28 protein-coding genes are annotated in these 24,530 nt (G+C 61.5%); 21 read left to right on the top strand and 7 right to left on the bottom strand.

Annotated elements, in window-relative coordinates:
* The 10 genes from gspF to BHE81_RS01355 are packed head-to-tail and all read left to right on the top strand — an operon-like array spanning position 1 to position 7,302.
* Positions 1 to 1,215 carry a type II secretion system inner membrane protein GspF gene (gene gspF, locus BHE81_RS01400; protein WP_004177382.1) on the top strand — a complete coding sequence of 405 codons (1,215 nt, stop codon included), beginning with the start codon at positions 1 to 3 and terminating at the stop codon, positions 1,213 to 1,215.
* A gap of 20 nt (positions 1,216 to 1,235) precedes the next feature.
* Positions 1,236 to 1,658, top strand: a complete 423-nt coding sequence (gene gspG, locus BHE81_RS01395; RefSeq protein ID WP_002889054.1) for a type II secretion system major pseudopilin GspG — start codon at positions 1,236 to 1,238, stop codon at positions 1,656 to 1,658.
* A complete protein-coding gene (gene gspH, locus BHE81_RS01390; RefSeq protein ID WP_021313445.1) occupies positions 1,658 to 2,173 on the top strand; it encodes a type II secretion system minor pseudopilin GspH in 516 nt (171 codons plus the stop codon). Before gspG ends, gspH begins: the two co-directional genes overlap by 1 nt.
* Positions 2,170 to 2,535, top strand: coding sequence for a type II secretion system minor pseudopilin GspI (gspI, locus tag BHE81_RS01385; RefSeq protein WP_002889025.1), 366 nt, complete (start codon positions 2,170 to 2,172; stop codon positions 2,533 to 2,535). The genes gspH and gspI overlap by 4 nt, the downstream gene beginning before the upstream one ends.
* Positions 2,532 to 3,128, top strand: a complete 597-nt coding sequence (gene gspJ, locus BHE81_RS01380) for a type II secretion system minor pseudopilin GspJ (RefSeq protein ID WP_023342989.1) — start codon at positions 2,532 to 2,534, stop codon at positions 3,126 to 3,128. Before gspI ends, gspJ begins: the two co-directional genes overlap by 4 nt.
* Positions 3,125 to 4,111 carry a type II secretion system minor pseudopilin GspK gene (gspK, locus tag BHE81_RS01375; RefSeq protein ID WP_077254844.1) on the top strand — a complete coding sequence of 329 codons (987 nt, stop codon included), beginning with the start codon at positions 3,125 to 3,127 and terminating at the stop codon, positions 4,109 to 4,111. Before gspJ ends, gspK begins: the two co-directional genes overlap by 4 nt.
* Entirely contained in the window at positions 4,098 to 5,291 is a 1,194-nt protein-coding gene (gene gspL / locus BHE81_RS01370; RefSeq protein WP_032428212.1) for a type II secretion system protein GspL, read from the top strand. The genes gspK and gspL overlap by 14 nt, the downstream gene beginning before the upstream one ends.
* Positions 5,284 to 5,769 (top strand): type II secretion system protein M, encoded by a 486-nt coding sequence (locus BHE81_RS01365; protein ID WP_004151943.1) that lies wholly within the window; start codon positions 5,284 to 5,286, stop codon positions 5,767 to 5,769. Before gspL ends, BHE81_RS01365 begins: the two co-directional genes overlap by 8 nt.
* A complete protein-coding gene (locus BHE81_RS01360; RefSeq protein WP_023316460.1) occupies positions 5,759 to 6,505 on the top strand; it encodes a type II secretion system protein N in 747 nt (248 codons plus the stop codon). The genes BHE81_RS01365 and BHE81_RS01360 overlap by 11 nt, the downstream gene beginning before the upstream one ends.
* On the top strand, positions 6,502 to 7,302 hold the full coding sequence (locus BHE81_RS01355; RefSeq protein ID WP_004145898.1) for a prepilin peptidase: 801 nt from the start codon (positions 6,502 to 6,504) through the stop codon (positions 7,300 to 7,302). The genes BHE81_RS01360 and BHE81_RS01355 overlap by 4 nt, the downstream gene beginning before the upstream one ends.
* Positions 7,303 to 7,349: 47 nt before the next feature.
* On the opposite strand, the gene hrpB is transcribed toward BHE81_RS01355, so the two are convergent.
* The gene (hrpB, locus tag BHE81_RS01350; RefSeq protein ID WP_023302300.1) at positions 7,350 to 9,779 is read right to left on the bottom strand and encodes an ATP-dependent helicase HrpB; all 2,430 of its coding nucleotides are present in this window, start codon (positions 9,777 to 9,779) and stop codon (positions 7,350 to 7,352) included.
* Positions 9,780 to 9,851: 72 nt separating this feature from the next.
* Here hrpB and thpR point away from each other — a divergent pair, with 72 nt between their 5' ends.
* From thpR to panD, 9 genes are all read left to right on the top strand, one after another.
* On the top strand, positions 9,852 to 10,388 hold the full coding sequence (thpR, locus tag BHE81_RS01345; protein WP_004177389.1) for an RNA 2',3'-cyclic phosphodiesterase: 537 nt from the start codon (positions 9,852 to 9,854) through the stop codon (positions 10,386 to 10,388).
* Positions 10,388 to 11,104, top strand: a complete 717-nt coding sequence (sfsA, locus tag BHE81_RS01340; protein ID WP_023342992.1) for a DNA/RNA nuclease SfsA — start codon at positions 10,388 to 10,390, stop codon at positions 11,102 to 11,104. Before thpR ends, sfsA begins: the two co-directional genes overlap by 1 nt.
* Positions 11,105 to 11,266: 162 nt before the next feature.
* On the top strand, positions 11,267 to 11,722 hold the full coding sequence (gene dksA, locus BHE81_RS01335; RefSeq protein ID WP_002888845.1) for an RNA polymerase-binding protein DksA: 456 nt from the start codon (positions 11,267 to 11,269) through the stop codon (positions 11,720 to 11,722).
* 59 nt (positions 11,723 to 11,781) lie between these two features.
* Positions 11,782 to 12,663 carry a tRNA glutamyl-Q(34) synthetase GluQRS gene (gluQRS, locus tag BHE81_RS01330; RefSeq protein ID WP_004177391.1) on the top strand — a complete coding sequence of 294 codons (882 nt, stop codon included), beginning with the start codon at positions 11,782 to 11,784 and terminating at the stop codon, positions 12,661 to 12,663.
* Between the two features lie 62 nt (positions 12,664 to 12,725).
* Positions 12,726 to 14,120: a polynucleotide adenylyltransferase PcnB gene (gene pcnB, locus BHE81_RS01325; protein WP_071784135.1), complete on the top strand. Its 1,395-nt coding sequence runs from the start codon at positions 12,726 to 12,728 to the stop codon at positions 14,118 to 14,120.
* Entirely contained in the window at positions 14,117 to 14,596 is a 480-nt protein-coding gene (gene folK, locus BHE81_RS01320; RefSeq protein ID WP_004151947.1) for a 2-amino-4-hydroxy-6-hydroxymethyldihydropteridine diphosphokinase, read from the top strand. Before pcnB ends, folK begins: the two co-directional genes overlap by 4 nt.
* A 120-nt stretch (positions 14,597 to 14,716) precedes the next feature.
* The gene (gene panB / locus BHE81_RS01315) at positions 14,717 to 15,508 is read left to right on the top strand and encodes a 3-methyl-2-oxobutanoate hydroxymethyltransferase (protein ID WP_002888841.1); all 792 of its coding nucleotides are present in this window, start codon (positions 14,717 to 14,719) and stop codon (positions 15,506 to 15,508) included.
* Between the two features lie 11 nt (positions 15,509 to 15,519).
* Positions 15,520 to 16,374 carry a pantoate--beta-alanine ligase gene (gene panC, locus BHE81_RS01310; RefSeq protein ID WP_002888835.1) on the top strand — a complete coding sequence of 285 codons (855 nt, stop codon included), beginning with the start codon at positions 15,520 to 15,522 and terminating at the stop codon, positions 16,372 to 16,374.
* A gap of 92 nt (positions 16,375 to 16,466) precedes the next feature.
* Positions 16,467 to 16,847, top strand: a complete 381-nt coding sequence (panD, locus tag BHE81_RS01305) for an aspartate 1-decarboxylase (protein ID WP_002888834.1) — start codon at positions 16,467 to 16,469, stop codon at positions 16,845 to 16,847.
* 35 nt (positions 16,848 to 16,882) lie between these two features.
* On the opposite strand, the gene BHE81_RS01300 is transcribed toward panD, so the two are convergent.
* The 4 genes from BHE81_RS01300 to BHE81_RS01285 all read right to left on the bottom strand — a co-directional run bounded on the left by BHE81_RS01300 (position 16,883) and on the right by BHE81_RS01285 (position 20,451).
* On the bottom strand, positions 16,883 to 18,136 hold the full coding sequence (locus BHE81_RS01300; RefSeq protein ID WP_011977665.1) for a polysaccharide deacetylase family protein: 1,254 nt from the start codon (positions 18,134 to 18,136) through the stop codon (positions 16,883 to 16,885).
* Between the two features lie 58 nt (positions 18,137 to 18,194).
* Positions 18,195 to 18,635: a PTS sugar transporter subunit IIA gene (locus BHE81_RS01295; protein WP_004177394.1), complete on the bottom strand. Its 441-nt coding sequence runs from the start codon at positions 18,633 to 18,635 to the stop codon at positions 18,195 to 18,197.
* 122 nt (positions 18,636 to 18,757) lie between these two features.
* The gene (locus BHE81_RS01290; RefSeq protein WP_002888827.1) at positions 18,758 to 19,528 is read right to left on the bottom strand and encodes an ABC transporter permease; all 771 of its coding nucleotides are present in this window, start codon (positions 19,526 to 19,528) and stop codon (positions 18,758 to 18,760) included.
* Positions 19,525 to 20,451 (bottom strand): ABC transporter ATP-binding protein, encoded by a 927-nt coding sequence (locus tag BHE81_RS01285; protein ID WP_002888823.1) that lies wholly within the window; start codon positions 20,449 to 20,451, stop codon positions 19,525 to 19,527. The genes BHE81_RS01290 and BHE81_RS01285 overlap by 4 nt, the downstream gene beginning before the upstream one ends.
* Before the next feature lie 184 nt (positions 20,452 to 20,635).
* Between BHE81_RS01285 and can the strand changes: the two genes are divergently transcribed.
* A complete protein-coding gene (gene can, locus BHE81_RS01280) occupies positions 20,636 to 21,298 on the top strand; it encodes a carbonate dehydratase (protein ID WP_002888821.1) in 663 nt (220 codons plus the stop codon).
* Positions 21,299 to 21,357: 59 nt separating this feature from the next.
* On the opposite strand, the gene hpt is transcribed toward can, so the two are convergent.
* Both hpt and BHE81_RS27985 read right to left on the bottom strand, forming a co-directional pair.
* Positions 21,358 to 21,894 carry a hypoxanthine phosphoribosyltransferase gene (hpt, locus tag BHE81_RS01275; protein WP_002888819.1) on the bottom strand — a complete coding sequence of 179 codons (537 nt, stop codon included), beginning with the start codon at positions 21,892 to 21,894 and terminating at the stop codon, positions 21,358 to 21,360.
* A gap of 4 nt (positions 21,895 to 21,898) precedes the next feature.
* Complete coding sequence (locus tag BHE81_RS27985) at positions 21,899 to 22,018, bottom strand: hypothetical protein (RefSeq protein ID WP_012542835.1); 120 nt, start codon at positions 22,016 to 22,018, stop codon at positions 21,899 to 21,901.
* An 80-nt stretch (positions 22,019 to 22,098) separates the two neighbouring features.
* On the opposite strand from BHE81_RS27985, the gene BHE81_RS01270 reads away from it, so the two are divergent.
* Complete coding sequence (locus tag BHE81_RS01270; RefSeq protein WP_002888816.1) at positions 22,099 to 24,489, top strand: glucose/quinate/shikimate family membrane-bound PQQ-dependent dehydrogenase; 2,391 nt, start codon at positions 22,099 to 22,101, stop codon at positions 24,487 to 24,489.
* The last annotated feature ends 41 nt before the right edge of the window (positions 24,490 to 24,530 follow it).

Genomic DNA, 24,530 nt, shown 5'->3' with positions numbered 1-24,530 from the left:
ATGGCCCTGTTTCGCTATCAGGCGCTGGACGCGCAGGGCAAAACCCGCCGCGGCCTTCAGCAGGCCGACTCCGCCCGCCACGCCCGCCAGCTGCTGCGGGACAAGGGCTGGCTGGCGCTGGAAGTGACAACTGCCGACCCGGCGCGGCGACTGTGGGCCGGCGGATCCCTTACCCGGCGTACCAGCGCCGGTGATTTAGCCCTGCTCACCCGCCAGCTGGCGACTCTGGTTGCCGCCGGGATCCCGCTGGAAAAGGCGCTCGATGCCGTCGCCCAGCAGTGCGAAAAGCCGTCGCTAAGAACGTTAATGGCCGGGGTGCGCAGCAAAGTGCTCGAAGGCCACTCGCTGGCGGAGGCGATGCGCGGCTATCCCGCCTGCTTCGACGGGCTGTTCTGCGCCATGGTGGCGGCCGGCGAAACCTCCGGCCATCTCGACGGCGTACTGAACCGGCTTGCTGACTATACCGAGCAGCGCCAGCAGCTCCGCGCCCGCCTGCTGCAGGCGATGATCTACCCCATCGTACTGACGCTGGTCGCTATCAGCGTGATCGCCATTCTGCTCTCCACCGTGGTGCCGAAAGTCGTTGAGCAGTTTGTCCATCTTAAACAGGCCCTGCCCTTCTCTACCCGGCTGCTAATGAGCCTGAGCGACATCGTGCGCAGCGCGGGCCCCTGGCTGGCGCTGCTGTCGTTACTGGCGCTGCTGGCGCTGCGCTATCTGCTGCGCCAGCCCGCCCGGCGGCTCGCCTGGGACCGGGCGCTGCTGCGCCTGCCGGTCATCGGCCGCGTGGCCCGCAGCGTCAACAGCGCGCGCTACGCCCGCACCTTAAGCATTCTCAATGCCAGCGCGGTGCCGCTGCTGCTGTCGATGCGCATCAGCGCCGACGTCCTCAGCAACGCCTGGGCGCGCAGCCAGCTGGCGGCGGCCAGCGAATCGGTACGCGAAGGCGTCAGTCTGCATCGGGCGCTGGAATCCACCGCCCTGTTTCCGCCGATGATGCGCTACATGATCGCCAGCGGCGAACAGAGCGGCGAACTGACCGCCATGCTGGAGCGCGCGGCGGAGAACCAGGACCGGGAGCTGAGCGCGCAGATCCAGATGGCCCTCAGCCTGTTTGAGCCTCTGCTGGTGGTCACCATGGCCGGCATGGTGCTGTTTATCGTGCTGGCCATCCTGCAGCCGATCCTGCAACTGAACACCCTTATGAGTATGTAACTGTATTAATGGAGAAAACTATGCAACGGCAACGCGGTTTCACGTTACTGGAAATTATGGTGGTGATCGTCATTCTCGGCATTCTCGCCAGCCTGGTGGTGCCTAACCTGATGGGCAACAAGGAGAAAGCGGACCGCCAGAAAGTCGTCAGCGATCTGGTGGCGCTCGAGGGAGCGCTGGACATGTATAAACTCGACAACAGCCGCTACCCCAACACCGAGCAGGGACTGCAGGCTCTGGTGACCGCTCCGGCCGCCGAGCCGCATGCCCGCAACTACCCGGAAGGCGGCTATATCCGCCGTCTGCCGCAGGACCCGTGGGGAAATGAGTATCAGCTGTTAAGCCCGGGTCAGCATGGCGCCATCGACGTCTTCAGCGTCGGCCCGGACGGGATGCCCGACACCAATGACGATATCGGCAACTGGACCCTCGGGAAGAAATAGTGTCTCAGCGCGGTTTCACCCTCCTGGAGATGATGCTGGTCCTGCTGCTGATCGGCGTCAGCGCCAGCATGGTGCTGCTGGCGTTTCCCTCCGCCCGCCCCCAGGAGGCCACACAGATCCTGGCGCGCTTTCAGGCGCAACTGGATTTTGTCCGCGAGCGCGGGCAGCAAACCGGTCAGCTCTTCGGCATTATCATCCACCCTGAGCGCTGGCAGTTTATGCGCCTGCAGCCTGCCGACGATAGCGCCCCGGCGGCGGCTGACGACCGGTGGGGCAACGCGCAGTGGCTGCCGCTGCAGGCCGGACGCGTCACCACGGCGGAAACCCTCCCGCGGGCCAGGCTGACGCTGCGCTTTCCCGACGGCCAGGCGTGGACGCCGGGCGAGCAGCCCGACGTGCTTATTTTTCCCGGCGGTGAAGTCACGCCGTTTCAGCTGCGGATTGACGCCGCGACGGGCATCAACGTCGACGCCCAGGGCGACAGCCAGCCGCTGGCGGCGCGGGAGCAGCCATGAAGCGTGAAGCCGGAATGACGCTTATCGAAGTGATGGTCGCGCTGGTGATTTTCGCCCTCGCCGGCCTGGCGGTGATGCAGTCCACCCTGCAGCAAACGCGCCAGCTCGGGCGTATGGAAGAGAAAATCCTCGCCAGCTGGCTGGCGGATAACCAGCTGGTGCAGCTGCGGCTGGAGAAACGCTGGCCTGCCCTCAGCTGGTCTGAAACCACCGTGGAGGCCGCCGGGACGCGCTGGTTTGTCCGCTGGCAGGGAGTGGAAACCGCGCTGCCGCAGCTGCGGGCGCTGGACGTGGAGGTCCGGCGGCAAAAAAGCGATCCCGCGCCGCTGGCCACCCTGCGCACCTGGGTGACGCCGCCATGATAACGAAAATGCGCGGTTTCACTCTGATCGAAACGCTGCTGGCGCTGGCTATCCTCGCCGTCCTCAGCGCCGCCGCCGTGATGGTGCTGCAGAACGTCATCCGCGCCGATGGCCTGACCCGCGAGAAAAGCCAGCAGATCGCGGCCCTCCAGCGCGCCTTTCGCCAGATAGCCGACGATGTCACCCACATCATTCCCCGTCGCGCCAGAAACAGCGACACGTTTTTCTTCGCCGGACGTTTCCAGTTGCAGAGCGACGACTGGGGACTGGCCTTCAGCCGCAGCGGCTGGCCAAACCCGCTGGGGATCCTCCCGCGCTCGGAGATCCAGAACGTCAGCTACCGTCTGCGCCAGCAGCAGCTTGAGCGTCTGAGCTTCGATCAGCAGGATCCGCTGACCGGCAGCCAGCCGACGGTCCGGGTGCTGCTGCGCGAGGTAACCGCGTTTCGCCTGCGGTTTTACGCCGACGGGCGCTGGCAGGAGACCTGGGACCGCTCGCAGAGGCTGCCGCAGGGGCTGGAGATCACCCTGACGCTGGCGAACAGCGGGGAGATAACCCGCCTGTTTTTACTTACCCCGGGAGGCGGCCAGTGAAAAATCGGCAACGCGGCGTCGCGCTCCTGATGGTGCTGTTCATCCTCGCCCTGATGATGATCCTCGCCAGCGCCATGACCGAGCGCACCGCGGTCATGTATCAGCATACCGCCGTGACCCTCGATAATTTGCAGGCCAGATGGTACGCCCTGGCGGCGGAAAATATGGCCGCCGCGCTGCTGCAACGCGATGCGCTGGACTCGCCCAGTCAAACGAATCTGGCGCAAACCTGGGCGCAGGAGGGGCGCCGTTTTACCCTCGACGATGGCGAAATCCGCGCCACGATCCGCGACGGGCACGCCTGCTTCAACCTCAATGCTATTGACCATCGCGCGGATGAGGCTGGCGACGGAATGCCCTACCCGACCGACGTCTTCGTTCGGCTGCTGGCGCTGCTCGGCGAGCCGCCGCTGCGCGCCAGCCAGATCGCCGCCGCCCTTGGCGACTGGACGGACAGCGACGGCCAGCCGCGGCTGAACGGGGCGGAGGACGAGGTCTATATGGCGCAAACCCCGGGCTATCTCGCCGCCAACCAGCCGATGCAGGATGTCAGCGAGTTGCGCCTGCTGGCCGGGATGGACGCCGCGCTCTATCAGCGCCTGCTCCCCTTCGTCTGCGTCCAGCCGGATGACGCGCTGCAGGTCAATGTCAACACCCTGCGCCCCTCCCAGGCCGCCCTGCTGGTGGCCCTCTTTCCCGGCGATCTGACGCTGCAGGAGGCGCAACAGCTGCTGCACAACCGCCCGCGAACCGGGTGGAGCAGCGTCGCCGCCTTTCTCGCGCAGCCGACGCTGCAGAAAACCGATACCACGCTTGCCCGTCCCTGGCTGACGGTGCACAGCGCACGCTTTATCGCCGCTTTTACCGTGGTGACTGGCAATCTCCGCTTTCAGCTGCACAGCGTCCTGCAACAATCGGGGCGCACGTTTACCGTCGTCCAGCGGCGATATGGACTCTCTATGGTGGTCGATGAACAAGATTAATGCTTCTCCCCAGGCCATGCTGATCGTGCGCCTCGCCGCTGCGCAGGCGCCGCTGCACTGGCAACTCTTCGCCCCCGGCGAGCCGCACCACGAGGCCAGCGGCCGGTGGCCGACTGACGACGCCAGCCCTTTCCCGGCGCTGGCTGAGCAATACCCGGCCTGGGTGCTGATCCCGGCCAGCGACTGCGCGTTTCACTCGCTCACCCTACCGGCGGGCCTGCGTAAACCGCCGCTGCAGGTGGCCCCGTTTCTGCTGGAAGAGCAGCTGGCCGACGATGTGGAAGCCACCCATTTTGCCCTGCTCCACCGCCAGCAGGCCCAGTGCGAGATCGTCGCCGTACAGCGGCAAAAAATGCGCGACTGGCTGGCGCGCTGCGAATCGCTCTCCTTACAGCCCCTGGCGTTGACGCCCGACGTGCTGGCCCTGCCCTGGCAACTGCCGGCGTGGGGCGCGGTGCAGGTGGACGAGCAGTGGCTGATCCGCCACCAGCCGTGGGGCGGCATGGCAGCGGAAAACGTCTGGCTGACGGAGCTGCTGCAGAGCGAGGCGGAAGAGCACGTCATCGACAGCTATTCGCCGCCGCCCGCGGCGCCGGGCGTCTGGCGGGAGCAGCCTGCGCAGACATTGCTGACCCTTGCCGCACGCCATCCGGCAGCGCAGAAACTCAGTCTGCTGCAGGGGGAGTTCGCCGTCCGGCGGCGGTCTGCGCAGGCGAGCTGGCGTCCGGCGCGGTATGCCGCGCTGGCTCTGGCGTTACTGGCAGGGGCAAACAGCGTGCTGGACCATCGCGATCTGGCGCGTCAGGCCGAGGCGGCGCAACAGGCCAGCCGGGCCTTCTATCACCGCTGGTTTCCGACGGAGAAAAAGGTGATTAACCCGCGACTGCAGATGCAGCAGCACCTGCAAACCCTCACCCGTCAGGCGCAGCATGCCCCCCTCGTCGACCGCCTCAGCGCCTTGCAAAACATCCTCAGCGAAACGCCGGGGATCCGTCTGCGAGCGCTGAGCTGGGATGCCGCGGGCAATCGTCTGCAGCTGGATATCGCCGCGGTCTCTTCCCGGGCGCTGGAGCAGTTTACCCAGCGGGCGCAGCCGCGGTTTCGCGTCCGGCCGGGCGACATGATCACGAAACCGGATGGCATTGAGGGACAACTGACGCTGGAGGAAAACGATGGCTAATCTGCTTATCTGGTGGCGGCAGCGCACGCCGTCGGAGCAGCGCCTGTTGCTTGGTCTGACAGGGCTGCTGGCGGCATGCGCCTTCTGGTATGGGCTGTGGCAGCCCTGGCGAGCCCGCGAGGCGCAGTGGCGGCAAACCCTGGTGAAAGAGCAGGCCAGCCTGCGCTGGATGACGGAGCAGGCTCCGCGCCTGCAGCAGCTCAGCCAGCAGCCCGCGCCGGCGGCAAAAGAGGCGCTCACCGCGCTGGTGATGCGCGAGGCGGCGAGCCACGGACTGACGGTCATCCGCCTGCAGCCGCAGGGAAAACGTCTGCAGATCACCCTTCAGCCCTGCGCTTTCCAGGCGCTGATCGACTGGCTGGACGCTCCGGCGATGCGCGGCGTCAACGCGATCTCGCTGTCCGTGACCGGGCAGCCGTCGCGACCCGGCTGGGTCACGGTCAACCATCTGCTGCTGGAGCGCGACGATGAAGGCTAACTGGATCGCGGGCGGACTGCTGCTGGTCCTCTATCTGTTGTGGCTCACCGCCACGGCTCCGGCGCGCCTGCTGGCCCCCATGCTGCCGCCCGGCGTACAGGTGGGGCAGTTTAGCGGCAGCGTCTGGCGCGGCGCGGCGCAACCGGTCTACTGGCATGGGGAACGGCTTGAACGACTGGCGTGGTCGCTGACCCTGGCGGGCTGGCAGGTCTCTCTCAGCGATCCCCGCGGCGTGATGGGTCAGGCCCGGCTGTGGGGCCTTCGCGATCTGCGCCTACAGGAGGGGCGGCTCACCGCCCCCGCCAGCATGCTCAGCCGCTGGTTGATGTCGACTATGCCCGTCAAGGCCGCGGGGGAGGTCACCTTCAGCCTGACCGAAGGGCGGTTCAGCGACGGACGCTGCCGGCAAATCATCGCCGGAGGCGCGCAGTGGCGGCAGGCCCGACTGCACTCCCCGGTCGGCAGCCTGGAGCTGGCCCAGGTTAATGGCACCTTCCGCTGTACGGTGGACGGCGCCGTGGCGCTGACTCTCCGTCAGGACTCTCATCAGCTGAGCCTCAGCGGCCAGGGGACTCTGTCGCCCGATGGCCGCTATCTGTTTCGCGGCACGCTACAGCCCCGGCAGGGGATGCCGCCGCTGCTGGCGCTGCTGGTCACGCGCCCGACAGCGAATAACGCCCCGGGCCCGACGCCGTGGCAGCTGCAGGGAAAATGGTTACCACAGGAGCAAAAATGACGACACTAGCCGCGTTATCGCTGCACTTTCCCTTTGTCTGGTATGGCTTTCTACTGCTGTTCGGCCTGGCGCTGGGCAGCTTTTACAATGTGGTGATCTATCGTCTGCCGCGCATGTTGACCCAGACCGCGGACGACGAGCGGATAACCCTCAGCACCCCGGGCTCTTCCTGCCCGCAGTGCCGCCAGCCGATCGCCTGGCGGGACAATATCCCGCTGCTCAGTTTCCTCTGGCTGGGCCGTCGCGCCCGCTGCTGTCAGGCGCCCATCGCGTGGAGCTATCCGCTGACCGAGCTGGCCACCGGCCTGCTGTTTATCCTCGCCGGAGCTTTGCTGGCGCCGGGCCTGCCGCTGGCGGGCGGCCTGGTGCTGCTCTCGTTCCTGCTGATACTGGCGCGGATTGACGCCCGGACCCAGCTGCTGCCCGATCGCCTGACTCTGCCCCTGCTGTGGGCCGGGCTGCTGTTCAATCTTAACGAGGTGTACATTGCCCTGCCGGATGCGGTCGCCGGGGCGATGGCCGGTTATCTGGCGCTGTGGTCGGTCTACTGGCTGTTCCGCCTGCTGACCGGGAAAGAGGCGCTGGGCTATGGCGATTTTAAGCTGCTGGCGGCGCTGGGCGCCTGGTGCGGCTGGCAGGTTCTGCCGCAGGTGCTGTTGCTCGCTTCGGCCAGCGGGCTGGTGTGGACCCTGCTGCAACGCCTGTGGACCCGGCAGTCGCTGCAGCAGCCGCTGGCCTTCGGCCCCTGGCTGGCGCTGGCCGGCGGGGGTATTTTTCTCTGGCAGCAGATGGTCTAGCGTTTGCGAACCGACTGGCCGGGCAGGATGCCGCCCGGCAGCGGCGGCTACGAGTATTTTTTGCTGCGGCGGGTCGGGGCGGCGTTGGCCGGATCGTCCGGCCAGACGTGCTTCGGATAGCGTCCCTTCATCTCTTTCTGCACCTCGCGGTAGCTCCCTTGCCAGAAGGCGCTCAGATCGCGGGTGATCTGCAGCGGACGCTGGGCAGGCGACAGCAGCTCCAGCACCAGCGGCACCCGCCCCTCGGCGATCACCGGCGTCGTGGCCTCGCCGAACATCTCCTGCATACGCACCGCCAGCGCTGGCGGGTTCTCCGCATGGTATCGGATCGCCAGGCGGCTGCCGGTCGGCACGGTATAGTGCGTCGGCAGCTCGCGATCCAGCTTCTGGCGCAGCGGCCATGGCAGCCAGTCCTGTAGCGCCTGACGCAGATCCAGCGCCTTCAGCGCCCGCAGGGAATGAACGCCGTTCATCTGCGGCAGCAGCCATGCCTCCAGCGAGGCCAGCAGCGAAGCGTCATCCACTGCGGGCCATGCCTCTTCCGGCAGCCACTGCGCCGCACAGTGCAGCCGCAGGCGCAGCTGCTCAGCCTCTGGCGTCCAGTTGAGCACCCCGAGGCCTTTCTCACGAATACCGTTGAGCATCGCCTGATGCAGCTCTGCCTCAGAGGGCTTCGCCAGCGGCTGGGTCTTGATCACCAACTGGCCGATCACCGTCCGCCGCCAGGCTTTTAGCGTCCCCTGCGCTTCATCCCACTCCACCGTGTCGGAACTTTTCGCCAGTTCAGGGCGGGCGGCGATCAGCTCGCCGATTTCCACTGGCAGAGCCAACAGCATGCGGGCATCCGGCGAAGCGCTACCCTGCAGCAGCAGCGGAGCGATAAGCCATTCATGACGGCCCAGCGCGTCGTCGGCGTCCAGCATCGCGCCCATGCCGTTCGCCAGCTGGTAGCGCCCCTCCTGACCGCGGCGGCGGGCGATGCGATCGGCGAAGGCCGACGCCAGCAGCCCCGCCATTAGCCCGGCATCGGGCTGGCCGCCGCGGCGGGCCAGGCGTTTCATCAGCTGCTGCGCTCGCTGCTGCCAGTTGGCCTGCTGACGGGAAAAGACGGCCCCCAAATCCACCAGTCCGCCGCGCGGCGGCTCCTCGAGGATCGCCGCCAGCTTTGCCGCTGTCGCCGCCTCGTCATCGGTCTGCGCGGCGGCCAGCATCGCCGCCAGCCGCGGCTCGTTGCCAAGCGCTGCCATTTTGCGGCCAAACGCCGACAGCCGCTCGCCGTCCAGCGCCGACAGCGCCTCCAGCAGGCGACGCGCGGCGGCCAGATTGACCGCGGGCGGCTGATCCAGCCAGGCCAGCGCGGCCGGATCGTGGCAGCCCCACTGTAGCAGCTCCAGCAACAGCGCCGACAGATCGCTGTGCAGGATCTCCGGCTCGCTCTGCGCCGCCGCCCGTTCCGCCTGTTCTTTGCCGAGCAAATGCAGGCAGATCCCCGGGGAGAGACGACCGGCGCGTCCGGCACGCTGCGTCATCGATGCCTGGCTGATGCGCTGCGTCACCAGCCGGGTCAGGCCGGTGCGCGGGTCAAAGCGGGCGACCCGCTCCTGGGCGCTGTCGACCACCAGGCGGATCCCCTCGATGGTCAAACTGGTCTCGGCAATATTGGTGGCCAGCACCACTTTGCGCTTCCCGGCCGGCGCCGGGAGGATCGCTTTGCGCTGTTCGCTTAAGGGCAACGCGCCATACAGCGGGCAGAGAATGACATCCTCCGCCACGCGCTCCGTCAGCTGTTCCAGAACGCGCTGGATCTCGCCGACGCCGGGCAGAAACAGCAGCATCGATCCCTGTTCATGCCGCAGGAGCTCCGCCGCCGCTACCGCCACCGCCTCATCAAAACGCTGGTGCGCGGAGAGCGGGCTGAAGCGACGCTCCACCGGATAAGCGCGCCCCTCCGAGACCACCACCGGCGCCTCCGGCAGCAGACGCTGCAGGCGATCGTTATCGAGGGTCGCCGACATGATCAGCAGCTTGAGATCGTCACGTAACCCCTGCTGGACGTCGAGCAGCAGGGCCAGGGCCAGATCCGCCTGCAGGCTGCGCTCGTGAAACTCATCGAGGATCACCAGCCCCACGCCCGTCAGCTCCGGATCGCGCTGGATCATGCGCGTCAGGATCCCCTCCGTAACCACCTCCAGGCGGGTCTGCGGTCCGACGCAGGTTTCGGCGCGCATGCGGAAACCCACGGTCTCCCCCGGCTTTTCGCCAAGCAGTTCAGCCAGCCGCTGCGCGACATTACGCGCCGCCAGGCGCCTCGGCTCGAGCAGGATAATGCGTCCCGCGATGTTGCCCTCGGCGAGGATCTGCAGCGGCAGCCAGGTCGACTTCCCGGCGCCGGTCGGCGCGTTGAGCAAAACCTGCGGCGCATGCTGCAGGGCGGATAACAGTTCTGGAAGGACAGCGGCAACCGGCAATGAGGACACAAAAGGCTCCGGGGGTTAACATTCAGGGGTTCGCATTGTAGCATCCCCCTAATTCATTACCGAGTCTCTATCATGTCTGAGCCGAAAAGGCTGTTTTTTGCTCTTGAACTGCCGTCTGCCGTCCAGAAGCAGATTGTCCAGTGGCGGGCAACGCACTTCCCCGAAGATGCCGGCAGGCCCGTCGCGGCGGATAATCTTCATCTGACGCTGGCGTTTCTCGGCGAGGTGAGCGCGGAAAAACAGCGGGCGCTGGCCGCTCTCGCTGGTCGCCTGCGCCAGCCGGGCTTTACCCTGACGCTGGACGATGCCGGACAGTGGCTACGTTCGCGAGTGGTGTGGCTCGGAACCCGCCAGCCGCCGCGCGGCCTGCTGCAGCTCGCCAGCATGTTGCGCGCTCAGGCGGCGCGCAGCGGCTGCTATCAGAGCCCGCAGCCGTTTCACCCGCATATTACCCTGTGGCGCGATGCTCGCCAGGCGGTGCCGATCCCGGCCCCCGGCTTTCGCTGGACATTTCCGGTGAACGAGTTCGTGCTCTATGAGTCCAGCTTTAGCCGCGGGCGCACGCGCTACACGGCGCTGGAACGTTATCCGTTTGATAAGGAAAGTTGATGCAGTTTGATCCGCCGTTGCAGCCCGCCATTTTGCTTAAACGTTACAAACGATTTCTTGCTGACGTGGTCACCCCCGATGGCCGCGAGCTGACGCTCCACTGCCCGAATACCGGGGCGATGACCGGCTGCGCCGCCCCGGGCGACACCGTCTGGTATTCCACCTCAGACAATGCGAAGCGCAAATATGCCCACACCTGGGAATTAACTGAAATCCAGCAGGGCGCAGTTATTTGCGTCAATACGCTGCGCGCGAATTCTTTGGCGAAAGAGGCGATTTCCGCCGGAATAATTTCTGAACTTTCAGGCTATAACCAGCTGAAAAGCGAAGTGAAATATGGCGAAGAGAATAGCCGTATCGATATTATGTTACAGGCAGATGACCGACAAAACTGCTATATTGAAGTGAAATCGGTTACGTTGGCGGAGAAAGAATACGGTTATTTTCCCGATGCGGTGACCACGCGCGGTCAGAAGCATCTGCGGGAACTGATGGCCGTCGCGGCAAATGGCGACCGCGCGGTGATTTTATTTGCCGTCCTGCATTCGGCAATTGACCGTTTTTCTCCCGCGCATCATATTGATGCCAGATACGCACAGCTGTTAACAGAAGCCCAGGACAAGGGGGTGGAAATTCTCGCCTGGAAAGCGGAACTTTCTACGACGAGGATGACTCTGAATAAGCCGATCGCCGTGGTGTTAAACCCCGGTAAATAAGTGGCTAAATAGTGTTCGGGTCGCAAGCGCGAATACGCTTTTCTTCACAGGGTTGTCAAGTGTAACGTTTAGATAATTGCTATCCGGAAAAGCATCTGCTATTTATAGCGGCCTGATTTTCCCCCACATGGGGATCGATAGTGCGTGTTAAGGAGAAGCAACATGCAAGAAGGGCAAAACCGTAAAACATCGTCCCTGAGTATTCTCGCCATCGCTGGGGTGGAGCCGTACCAAGAGAAACCGGGCGAAGAGTATATGAACGAAGCCCAGCTGGCGCACTTCAAGCGTATTCTTGAAGCATGGCGTAATCAACTCAGGGATGAAGTGGATCGCACCGTATCGCACATGCAGGATGAAGCAGCTAACTTCCCGGACCCGGTAGACCGTGCCGCCCAGGAAGAAGAGTTCAGCCTGGAACTGCGTAACCGCGACCGCGAACGTAAACTGATCAAAAAGATCGAGAAAACGCTGAAAAAAGTTGAAGACGAAGACTTCGGCTACTGCGAATCCTGCGGCGTGGAGATCGGCATTCGCCGTCTGGAAGCGCGTCCGACAGCGGATCTGTGCATTGACTGCAAAACCCTGGCGGAAATTCGCGAAAAACAGATGGCGGGCTAATCCCCTGCTGCCTCACTCTCTGGCGGGAGTCTCTCCCGCCTGGTTCTGTTGTCCGTACCATGACTGACTCACGCTATATAGGGCGCTTCGCCCCCTCCCCCTCCGGCGAACTCCACTTCGGCTCTCTGATCGCCGCGCTCGGCAGCTACCTGCAAGCCCGCGCGAACCAGGGCATCTGGCGTGTTCGTATTGAAGATATCGACCCGCCGCGCGAAGTCCCCGGTGCCGCCGATACCATCCTGCGCCAGCTTGACCACTACGGTCTGCACTGGGATGGCGACGTGCTGTGGCAGTCGCAACGGCACGAAGCCTACCGCGAGGCGCTGACGTGGCTGGGCGAGCAAGGGCTGAGCTATTACTGCACTTGCACCCGCGCGCGGATCCACGCCGTGGGCGGGATCTACGACGGCCACTGCCGCGATCTCGGGCTGGGGGCGGAAAACGCCGCGCTGCGCCTGCGCCAAACCCGTCCGGTGCTGCAGTTTAGCGACCGTCTGCGCGGCACGCTCATCGCCAATGAGCCGCTGGCGCGTGAGGATTTTATTATCCACCGTCGCGACGGGCTGTTCGCCTACAACCTGGCGGTGGTGGTCGACGACCACTTTCAGGGGATCACCGAGATTGTCCGCGGCGCAGACCTGATTGAGCCGACGGTGCGGCAGATTTCGCTGTATCAGCATTTTGGCTGGCAGGCGCCGGATTACCTCCATCTGCCGCTGGCTCTCAATGGCGACGGCAATAAACTCTCTAAACAAAACCACGCGCCGGCGCTGCCGGAAGGCGATCCGCGCCCCGAAATCGTCCGGGCGCTCCGCTTTCTGAATCAGGCGATCCCCGAGGAGTGGCAGGCCCTGAGCATCGATGATTTACTCGTCCAGGCCGTCGCCAACTGGCAGCCGGCGAAAATCGAGCATTCTCAAATGGCTCCCGCTGAGCTATGATTAGCCGCTATTTTTACACTGTACAGTTGATCTGAAGTCCGTCTGACACTACGAGGTGCACCATTTTTACCCGAGTCGCTAATTTTTGCCGTAAGGTGCTAAGCCGTGAGGAGCGCGAGGCAGAAGCCGCCGTCGAACCAACGCCTATGACGGTGATCCCGCGTGAGCAGCATGCTATTTCCCGCAAAGATATCAGTGAAAACGCCCTCAAGGTCATGTACCGCCTCAACAAGGCGGGCTACGAATCCTGGCTGGTCGGCGGCGGCGTCCGCGACCTGCTGCTTGGCAAAAAGCCTAAAGATTTTGACGTTACCACCAACGCCACGCCGGATCAGGTACGCAAGCTGTTCCGCAACTGCCGTCTGGTTGGGCGACGTTTCCGCCTGGCGCATGTGATGTTCGGGCCGGAAATCATTGAGGTCGCCACCTTCCGTGGCCATCACGAAGGGCATACCACCGATCGCGTCACTTCCCAGCGGGGCCAGAACGGCATGCTGCTGCGCGATAACATCTTCGGCTCGATCGAGGAGGATGCCCAGCGTCGCGACTTCACTATCAACAGCCTCTATTACAGCGTGGCGGACTTTACCGTTCGCGACTACGTCGGCGGCATGAAGGATCTGCAGGACGGCGTGATCCGCCTGATCGGCAATCCGGAAACTCGCTATCGCGAGGATCCAGTGCGCATGCTGCGCGCGGTGCGCTTTGCCGCCAAGCTCAATATGACCATCAGCCCGGAAACGGCTGAACCGCTGCCGCGCCTGGCCGCCCTGCTCCACGATGTGCCGCCGGCGCGTCTGTTCGAAGAAGTGCTCAAGCTGCTGCAGGCCGGGTATGGCTACCAGACCTACATGCTGCTGCGGGAATACAGCCTGTTCCAGCCGCTGTTCCCGACCATCACCCGCTACTTTACCGAGCGCGGCGACAGTCCGATGGAGCGGATCATCAGCCAGGTGCTGAAGAATACCGATACCCGCATTCATAACGATATGCGCGTCAATCCGGCCTTCCTCTTCGCGGTGATGTTCTGGTATCCGCTGCTGGAGACGGCGCAAAAAATCGCTCAGGAGAGCGGCCTGGCGTACTACGACGCCTTCGCCCTGGCGATGAACGATGTGCTGGACGAAGCCTGCCGTACGCTGGCGATCCCTAAGCGCATCACCACCCTTATTCGTGATATCTGGCAGCTGCAGCTGCGCATGTCCCGTCGTCAGGGCAAACGCGCCTGGAAGCTGATGGAGCATCCGAAATTCCGCGCCGCCTATGACCTGCTGGAGCTACGCGCCGGCGCCGAGAACAACCACGAACTGCAGCGCCTGACCAAATGGTGGGGCGAATTCCAGGTCGCCGCGCCGCCGGCGCAAAAAGATATGCTCAACGACCTCGGGGACGATCCTGCGCCGCGCCGTCGTCACCGTCGTCCGCGCAAGCGCGCGCCGCGCCAGGGTAACGCATGACTCTGGTCTATATCGCTCTTGGCAGCAACCTTGCTTCTCCACTGGAGCAGGTGCAGGCGGCTATCCGCGCCCTGGGCGAAATTCCGCACAGCCGCGTGGTCGCCGTCTCTTCGTTCTACCGCACGCCGCCGCTGGGCCCGCAGGATCAGCCGGACTATCTCAACGCCGCCGTTGCGCTGGAAACCGCCCTGCCCCCCGAGACGCTGCTCGATCATACTCAGCGCATCGAACTGCAGCAGGGGCGAGTGCGCAAAGCCGAACGCTGGGGGCCGCGCACGCTGGACCTCGATATCATGCTGTTTGGCGATGCTGTCATTAACAGCGAGCGCCTGACCGTTCCGCACTACGATATGAAAAACCGCGGCTTTATGCTCTGGCCGCTGTTCGAGATCGCCCCGGACCTTCACTTTCCTGACGGCCCGGCGCTGCGCGCCGTGCTGGATAATCTCGGCGCGGAAAAGCCCGCCAGCTGGTAATCCCCTCTTCCTTTTTTAGCATTTGCGGCGATCGTCGTAATCGGTTGCCCAAAATCATTGCCCCTCTGAATGCTGCTGTTAGAATGCCGGTTAATATGACTTTCATCATCAGGAAATGTTATGAAACCGACCACCATTGCCCTGCTGCAGAAATGCAAACAGGAAAAGAAGCGCTTTGCCACCATTACCGCCTACGATCACAGCTTCGCGAAGCTGTTCGCCGATGAAGGCATTAATGTGCTGCTGGTAGGCGACTCGCTGGGAATGACGGTGCAGGGTCACGACTCCACCCTGCCGGTTACCGTGGAAGATATCGCCTATCACACCCGCGCCGTCCGCCGCGGCGCGCCAAACAGCCTGCTGCTTGCCGACCTGCCGTTCATGGCCTATGCCACCCCCGAGCAGACCTTTGCAAATGCCGCCATCGTGATGCGCGCTGGCGCCAATATGGTCAAACTCGAGGGCGGCGCCTGGCTGGCCGACACCGTGAGGATGCTGGCGGAGCGCGCGGTGCCGGTTTGCGGCCATCTTGGCCTGACGCCGCAGTCGGTGAACGTATTCGGTGGGTATAAAGTGCAGGGTCGCGGCGATGCGGCGCAGACCCTGTTTGAAGACGCGTTAGCGCTGGAGGCGGCGGGTGCGCAGCTGTTGGTCCTGGAGTGCGTGCCGGTTGAACTGGCGAAGCGCATCACCGACGCTCTGACCATTCCAGTGATCGGCATCGGCGCGGGCAACGTCACCGACGGGCAAATCCTCGTGATGCATGACGCTTTCGGCATTACCGGCGGCCACATTCCTAAATTTGCCAAGAATTTCCTTGCCGAAGCGGGCGACATCCGCGCCGCGGTGCGGCAGTATATTGCCGAAGTCGAATCCGGAGTCTATCCGGGCGAAGAACACAGTTTCCATTAAGGAGTCTTGTTGTGCTGATTATTGAATCCGTACTGCTGCTGCGGCAGCATATCCGCCGTCTGCGTCAGGAAGGTAAGCGTATCGCGTTGGTCCCGACAATGGGCAACCTGCATGATGGTCATATGAAGCTGGTTGATGAAGCCAAAGCCAGTGCGGACGTGGTGGTGGTCAGTATTTTCGTCAATCCGATGCAGTTTGACCGCGTCGACGACCTGGCGCGCTACCCGCGCACCTTACAGGATGATTGCGAAAAGCTGAACAAACGTCATGTCGACTTTGTCTTCGCGCCGACGCCGGCGGAAGTGTACCCCCAGGGTACTGAAGGCCAGACCTACGTCGACGTTCCGGGATTATCCACCATGCTCGAAGGCGCCAGCCGCCCGGGCCATTTCCGCGGCGTGTCGACCATCGTCAGTAAGCTGTTCAACCTTGTTCAACCAGACGTCGCCTGCTTCGGCGAGAAAGACTTCCAGCAGTTGGCGCTGATCCGCAAGATGGTCGCCGACATGGGCTACGACATTGAGATCATCGGCGTGCCGATCGTCCGCGCGAAAGATGGCCTGGCGCTGAGTTCGCGTAACGGCTACCTGACCGCCGACCAGCGCAAAATCGCGCCTGGTCTGTATAAAGTGCTGAGCGCGGTGGCGGAAAAGCTGGCCGCCGGCGATCGGCAGCTCGATGAGATCATCGCTATCGCTGAACAAGAGCTGAATGAGAAAGGCTTCCGCGCCGACGACATTCAGATCCGCGATGCCGACACCCTGCTTGAGCTGACCGATGCCAGCCAGCGCGCGGTGATCCTGATGGCCGCCTGGCTGGGGCAGGCCCGCCTGATCGACAACCGGATCGTCACGCTCGCTCAGTAGACAGCGGGTAAAAATCGGGCAATACTGCCCGGGCTTTTCTCAGGGCGGGCGCCGTGTCCGCTCTGCTACATTAAGGTTGAAGGGTAGAAGTTATGATGCGTAATATGCTGCAGGGCAAGCTCCACCGCGTAAAAGTCACGCAGGCGGACCTGCACTATGAAGGTTCTTGCGCCATTGACCAGGACTTCCTGGATGCGGCCGGTATTCTGGAGAATGAAACTATTCACCTCTGGAACGTCACCAACGGCAACCGTTTCTCCACCTACGCCATTGCCGCCGAGCGGGGCTCCCGGATCATCTCCGTTAACGGCGCCGCCGCGCACTGCGCCAGCGTCGGCGATATTTTGATCATCGCCAGCTTCGTTACCATGTCGGACGAAGAGGCGCGCAGCTGGCAGCCTAACATCGCCTACTTCGAAGGCGACAACGAAATGAAGCGCCAGGCAAAAGCTATTCCGGTACAGGTCGCCTGATGGCCGCGACGCTGCGCTCAGGCGCAGCGTCGGTATTACCCCTGCGGCTGGTTACTGATCAGCCGCGACATCGTCTCCAGCGAATCCGTGCGTAAGATATATAACCGCTTTAACAGAAACGGATTGTCCCCCGGCTTCACCTTCCCACGCACCGTCGTTACCGCCATATGAAACCCGGCGTCATTCGCCGCCTGCACCGCCGTAGCGTTATAGCCGCCGAAGGGATAGGAAAGGTAGAGAACGTGCGGATTAAACTGGCTCAGCGCCCGGCGCGAGCGGGCGAAATCAAACAGAATATTATGGTAATTGCGACTGAATAAAATCGGCCGCCGGCCGGCGTCAACCCGATGCAAGAAGTGAGTATGCGACTGAATATCAAAGACGTCCTGGATCTGGCGTAGCTCGGAAATGCTCATAAACTGCAGGGATTTCGGATCCCACTTCTGCGGATGGCGCTTAATACGCGAGGAGATAATAAACGCGGTGGCATGGAAACCGTACTGTTTCAGCACCGGATAGGCGTAGCGGTTCACCGATTTCAAGCCATCATCGAAAGTGATCGCCACCGCCCGCGCCGGGAGATTGATTTTATTACGCACATAGCCTTCCAGCTGATACAGGGTCAGCGTGGTATAGCCCTGATCGCGCAGCCAGGTCATCTGATTCGTGAAGGCGCGAACCGAGGTGGTGGTCGACGTATGACGAAAACGGGTGTTCTCTTCATCGCGCAGAATATGGTGATAGGTCAGCACGGGAATACCGTGATCCTCCTGCGCGTCCAGACTACTGACCCACGCCAGCCGGTCGCCAATGCGGATCTGAAACCAGGTCTGATTGAGCCGGTCCTTCAGCTTGCTGAGGATCGGATAGCGCAGATTGTTGGCCAGCGTGCCGAACGGCGCGCTGCTTACCGAGGGAGCGTCATAGAGCGGTGTATCTTTCCAGGTGAGTAAATTTTGGTTACTCAGCGGTTTATTAAGATCCCCCAGACGGTCCTCCACCCGCTGCTTGCCCTGCACCGGCTCGAGATGCCCTTTATCAATAAACCCGGTGCCAAAGCCGAAACGAAACTCATAGTAGTCAGCCGCCGTCGGGACGACTGCGAGGATCTGCCCGGCACGAACATTGCCGACGCTGACCACATGGTTTCCCACCTGCGCCCAGATGACCGCGTCTTCGGTGGTTTGCATATAGCGCACAGCCTTGCCGTGCTGGCTAAGCAGGCTGGCGGAGGCGCTGAGTGAGGTCAGGAAAAGAAGCAGGGTCAAAAATCGGGCAAGCATACGCATCAAACCGTTATACCATCAACGGCGGTTATTGTAACAAAAGCGGTATCTGTCCCGCTGCTTAATTTCCCCAGGCATCATGGCGCAACCGGAACGGGGGGTTCTTCTGCTGCTGATGCCACAGGCTGCTCACCATCGGCCCGCCCGCGCTGACGATCGCCTGGCGAAACGCCACGCTGCTTAACGTGCCTCGCAGGAGATACATTCGCTCAAGGAGTGGATAGCTGACGCCGGAGATCACTTCGCAGTGGGTATGTTTGTGACTCATCAGCGCCGCGGCCCGATAAGGCGCCGCACCGGTTTTGTCAGTGAGAAAAATGACCCCGTCCCCGGAGTCGGTGGCATGCAGCGCATCGCACATCATCCGGCTCAACATATTGCTGCTGAGATTGCGCCAGTAATTGACCGCCCGGCACTGGGCCAGCGGACCAAACTTTTGTTCAAGACGATCCAGCATCTCCTGCGCCAGCTCATCGTGACAGGTAATGACCCATCCGAGCATGCTTCCCTCCTTAGCCAGCGAATAATGTAGCAAGGTGAAGATGACGTATCGGTGATGGGAGTCAAAGATAAGCGGTTAGCGCTTCGCATATTTACTTCAGGAAGCGCTAACCATGATGAGTATCAGCTACGCAGGCCGCGACCGCGCTGAATTAACGACCAGCACAGCAGATAGAAGGCGACAATGAACACCACCAGCACGGCGAAGGTGGTCGCCAGCGGGACGTCGTTGATACCGAGGAAGCCGAAGCGAAAACCGCTGATCATGTAGACGATGGGGTTCAGATGCGACAGCCCCTGCCAGAACGGCGGTAGCAGGGTCAGCGAGTAGAACACCCCGCCGAGATAGGTCAGCGGCGTCAGCACAAAGGTCGGGATCAGGCTAATGTCATCGAAGGTCTTGGCAAACACCGCGTTCAGCAGCCCGGCCAGCGAGAACAGCACCGCGGTGAGGAGCAGCGTCAGGGCGACAAACAGCCAGGAGTGAACCTGGAACGGCACAAAGAATAGCGACACCGCGGTCACCAGGATACCTACGCACAGTCCTCGCGCTACCCCGCCGCCCACGTAGCCGGCAATAATCACATGCGTCGGCACTGGCGCCACCAGCAGCTCTTCAATATTGCGCTGAAACTTGGCGCTGAAGAAGGATGAGGCGACGTTGGCGTAAGCATTAGTGATCACCGCCATCATGATCAGGCCTGGGACGATAAACTGCATATAGGTAAAACCATGCATCTCACCAATGCGCGAGCCGATCAGGTTGCCAAAGATCACGAAATACAGGGTCATGGTGATCACCGGCGGCACCAGCGTCTGCACCCAGATGCGCATAAAACGGTGGATCTCTTTGGTCCAGATGCTTTTCAGCGCGACCCAATAAAGCTGCATCATGCTGATTCTCCTTTTCGCTCATGCACCAGCGTGACAAACAGCTCTTCCAGACGGTTGGCTTTGTTACGCATACTCAGTACCTGCACCCCCTGGGCGCTCAGCTGCGCGAAGACGCTGTTAATTCCCTGCTCACGCAGAACCTCCACTTCCAGCGTCGAGGTATCGACCAGCTGGTACTGGTAGCCTTCGAGCTTCGGCACCGGGCTTTTTGGCGCGAGGTCAAGAATAAAGGTCTCTGACTTCAGCTTCGACAGCAGCGCTTTCATCGAGGTGTTTTCCACCAGCTCGCCGTGCTGGATGATGCCGATGTTGCGACATAGCATTTCGGCCTCTTCGAGATAGTGGGTGGTCAGGATAATGGTGGTTCCGCGATCGTTGAGATCCTTGAGAAAGCCCCACATCGAGCGACGCAGTTCAATATCGACGCCGGCGGTCGGTTCGTCGAGGATCAGCAGCTTCGGCTCATGCATCAACGCGCGGGCGATCATCAGACGGCGCTTCATCCCGCCGGAGAGCATTCTCGCGCGTTCGTTGCGTTTTTCCCACAGGTCGAGCTGTTTTAAATACTTTTCACTGCGGGAAAGGGCTTCTTTACGCTCAACGCCGTAGTAGCCCGCCTGGTTAACGACGATCTGCTGCACGGTTTCGAACGGGTTGAAGTTAAACTCCTGCGGCACCAGGCCAAGCTGGCGCTTGGCATTGACGACGTCTTTCTCCAGATCGTAGCCAAAGACATTGACCTGACCAGAGGTTTTGTTCACCAGCGAGCTGATGATGCCGATGGTCGTGGATTTTCCGGCCCCGTTCGGGCCCAGCAGGGCATAAAAATCCCCCGCTTCGACCTGCAGGTCGATCCCCCGCAGCGCCTGAACCCCGCCGGGATAGGTTTTTTTGAGCTGTTTTAATTCCAGAGCAATGGTCATTAAATATCTCTTCTCGTGTCGTGACACGTCATTAACCCGCCTGACTCACGTTTGCGCTGGACCGGCGCTGACGCCGCCAACGCATCTGCAGCCTGAAGTATCACGGGTTAAGATGGTTTTAAAAAAGGTGAGCTTACCCTATATTAGCGCAACGCACTTACTTGGTTACAGGCCGATAACGTCCATGAATGATATAGATACACTCATCAGCAACAATGCACTATGGTCAAAAATGCTGGTGGAAGAGGACCCCGGCTTTTTTGAGAAACTGTCGCAGACGCAGAAACCGCGCTTCCTGTGGATTGGCTGTTCGGACAGCCGCGTTCCCGCTGAGCGACTCACCGGCCTGGAGCCTGGCGAACTGTTCGTGCATCGTAACGTAGCGAACCTGGTGATCCACACCGATCTCAATTGTCTGTCGGTGGTGCAGTATGCCGTCGATGTCCTGGAAGTCGAGCACATTATTATCTGCGGCCACTACGGCTGCGGCGGCGTGCAGGCGGCGGTGGAGAACCCGGAGCTGGGGCTTATCGACAACTGGCTGCTGCATATCCGCGATATCTGGTTTAAGCACAGCTCGCTGCTCGGTGAAATGCCAGAGGAGCGCCGTCTGGATACCCTTTGTGAACTGAACGTGATGGAACAGGTGTACAATCTGGGACATTCGACGATTATGCAATCCGCGTGGAAGCGCGGACAGAAGGTGACCATCCACGGCTGGGCTTACGGGATTCACGACGGACTGCTGCGCGATCTGGATGTCACCGCTGTGAGCAGGGAAACCCTCGAACAGCGCTATCGCCACGGGATCTCCAACCTCAAGATCAAGCACATCAACCACAGATAGCCTTCAGACTTCGCCACCCTGGAGAGCGCGGCGTGCGCTGTCCAGAGTGGGATATCCCCTTACTCGTCCAGCAGGGTGACTTTGCCGATATACGGCAGATGGCGGTAGCGCTGAGCATAGTCGATACCGTAGCCCACCACGAACTCATCCGGAATCGCGAAACCGACGTATTCAACCGGGACGTTCACTTCGCGGCGGCTGGGTTTATCAAGTAGCGTACAAATGGCCAGCGATTTCGGCTCGCGCAGGCTGAGGATTTCGCGAACTTTAGACAGGGTATTGCCGGAGTCGATGATGTCTTCCACGATCAGAACGTCTTTACCACGGATGTCTTCATCCAGATCTTTAAGGATTTTCACATCACGAGTGGTGGACATGCCGCTGCCGTAGCTGGAGGCGGTCATAAAATCGACTTCATGCGGCACCTGCACTTCACGGCACAGGTCGGCCATGAACATAAACGAGCCGCGCAGCAGCCCCACCAGCACCATTTCGCTGCCGCTGTTCTGATAATGTTCGTTGATTTGACGACCCAGTTCCGCGATACGCGCTTTGATCTCGGATTCCGGGATCATCACTTCTACAGTATGTTTCATAATACTAACCATTTGATTCTAAATATAAATCATCAAAGCCGCTGCTTTCGCCCCGACGATGACCGGCAAGCCATCCAGTATACCAGCAAAAAGAAATCTTCGGTGCAGGGATTAATAAAGCCATATTTGTGATTCCGATCACACTTGTTAAATCCTATAATTAATTGCAGTTAAAAAATTTAACAAACACATGAGTAACTTTTTATGGCTGAAACAAAGTCTCAACAATCAAGGCTCCTGGTGACGCTGACTGCGCTATTTGCAGCGTTCTGCGGCCTCTATCTATTAATCGGCGGGGCATGGCTGGTCGTGCTTGGCGGCTCCTGGTACTACCCTATCGCCGGGCTGGTGATGCTGGGCGTGACCGTAATGCTGTTCCGCGGCAAGCGCGCTGCGCTGTGGCTGTACGCCGCGCTGCTGCTGGCGACCATGATCTGGGGCGTCTGGGAAGTTGGTTTCGACTTCTGGGCGTTGACGCCGCGTAGCGATATCCTCGTCTTCTTTGGCATCTGGCTGATCCTGCCCTTTGTCTGGCGTCGTCTGCCGGTGCCTTCCGCTGGCGCCGTTGGCGCGCTGGTCGTCGCCCTGCTGATCAGCGGCGGCATGCTGACCTGGGCTGGTTTTAACGACCCGCAGGAAGTCAACGGCACCCTGAGCGCCGACGCTACGCCGGCCGCACCGATTTCCACCGTCGCCGACGGCGACTGGCCGGCCTATGGCCGTAACCAGGAAGGCCAGCGCTTCTCCCCGCTGAAGCAGATTAACGCCGATAACGTGAAGAACCTGAAGGAAGCCTGGGTGTTCCGCACCGGCGACCTGAAACAGCCGAACGATCCGGGTGAAATCACTAACGAAGTGACGCCGATTAAAGTCGGCGATACGCTCTTCCTGTGTACCGCTCACCAGCGCCTGTTTGCGCTGGACGCCGCCACCGGTAAAGAGAAGTGGCATTTTGACCCGCAGCTGAACGCCGATCCGTCGTTCCAGCACGTCACCTGCCGCGGTGTTTCTTATCACGAAGCGAAAGCGGATAACGCCCCTGCCGACGTCGTCGCCGACTGTCCGCGCCGCATTATCCTGCCGGTGAACGATGGTCGCCTGTTCGCGGTAAACGCCGACAACGGTAAGCTGTGCGAAACCTTTGCTAATAAAGGTATTCTCAATCTGCAGACCAACATGCCGGTCACCACGCCGGGCATGTATGAACCCACTTCACCGCCGATCATCACCGATAAAACCATCGTGATTGCCGGCGCGGTCACCGATAACTTCTCTACCCGCGAGCCGTCAGGCGTGATCCGCGGCTTTGATGTGAATACCGGTAAACTGCTGTGGGCCTTCGATCCGGGTGCGAAAGATCCGAACGCCATCCCGAGCGATGAACATCACTTCACGCTCAACTCGCCGAACTCATGGGCGCCTGCCGCCTACGACGCTAAGCTGGATCTGGTCTATCTGCCGATGGGCGTGACCACTCCGGACATCTGGGGCGGCAACCGTACGCCGGAGCAAGAGCGTTATGCCAGCTCGATTGTGGCACTGAACGCCACCACCGGTAAGCTGGCCTGGAGCTATCAGACCGTCCATCACGATCTGTGGGATATGGACATGCCTTCCCAGCCGACGCTGGCTGATATTGAGGTCAACGGCAAAACCGTACCGGTCATCTATGCCCCAGCGAAAACCGGCAACATCTTCGTGCTGGATCGTCGTAACGGCGAGCTGGTGGTCCCGGCGCCGGAAAAACCAGTACCGCAGGGCGCTGCCAAAGGTGATTACGTTACCAAAACCCAGCCCTTCTCCGATCTGAGCTTCCGTCCGAAGAAAGATCTGACCGGCGCGGACATGTGGGGTGCCACTATGTTCGACCAGCTGGTGTGCCGCGTGATCTTCCACCAGCTGCGCTATGAAGGTATCTTCACCCCGCCGTCTGAGCAGGGCACGCTGGTGTTCCCGGGTAACCTGGGGATGTTTGAATGGGGCGGTATCTCCGTCGATCCGAACCGTCAGGTGGCTATCGCCAACCCGATGGCGCTGCCTTTCGTCTCAAAACTGATCCCGCGCGGGCCAGGCAATCCGATGGAGCCGCCGAAAGATGCGAAAGGCTCTGGTACCGAGTCCGGCGTGCAGCCGCAGTACGGCGTCCCGTACGGCGTAACGCTGAACCCGTTCCTGTCGCCGTTCGGCCTGCCGTGCAAACAGCCGGCCTGGGGGTATATCTCCGCCCTGGATCTGAAAACCAACGAAGTGGTATGGAAAAAACGTATCGGTACTCCGCAGGACAGCCTGCCCTTCCCGATGCCGGTTAAACTGCCGTTTACCATGGGGATGCCGATGCTGGGCGGTCCAATCTCCACGGCCGGTAACGTCCTGTTCATCGGCGCGACTGCAGATAACTACCTGCGCGCGTACAATATGAGCAACGGCGAGAAGCTGTGGGAAGCCCGTCTGCCAGCCGGCGGTCAGGCGACTCCGATGACCTACGAAGTGAATGGCAAACAGTATGTTGTCATCTCTGCCGGCGGTCACGGCTCGTTCGGTACCAAAATGGGCGATTATATTGTCGCCTATGCGCTCCCGGATGACGCCAAATAAAACGCAAAACGGCAACGAAAGTTGCCGTTTTTTTTGGTGTT

It is taken from the genome of Klebsiella sp. AqSCr, from assembly GCF_008452795.1.
GTDB lineage: Bacteria > Pseudomonadota > Gammaproteobacteria > Enterobacterales > Enterobacteriaceae > Klebsiella > Klebsiella pneumoniae.
This window is presented reverse-complemented; position numbering and strand designations above follow the sequence as displayed.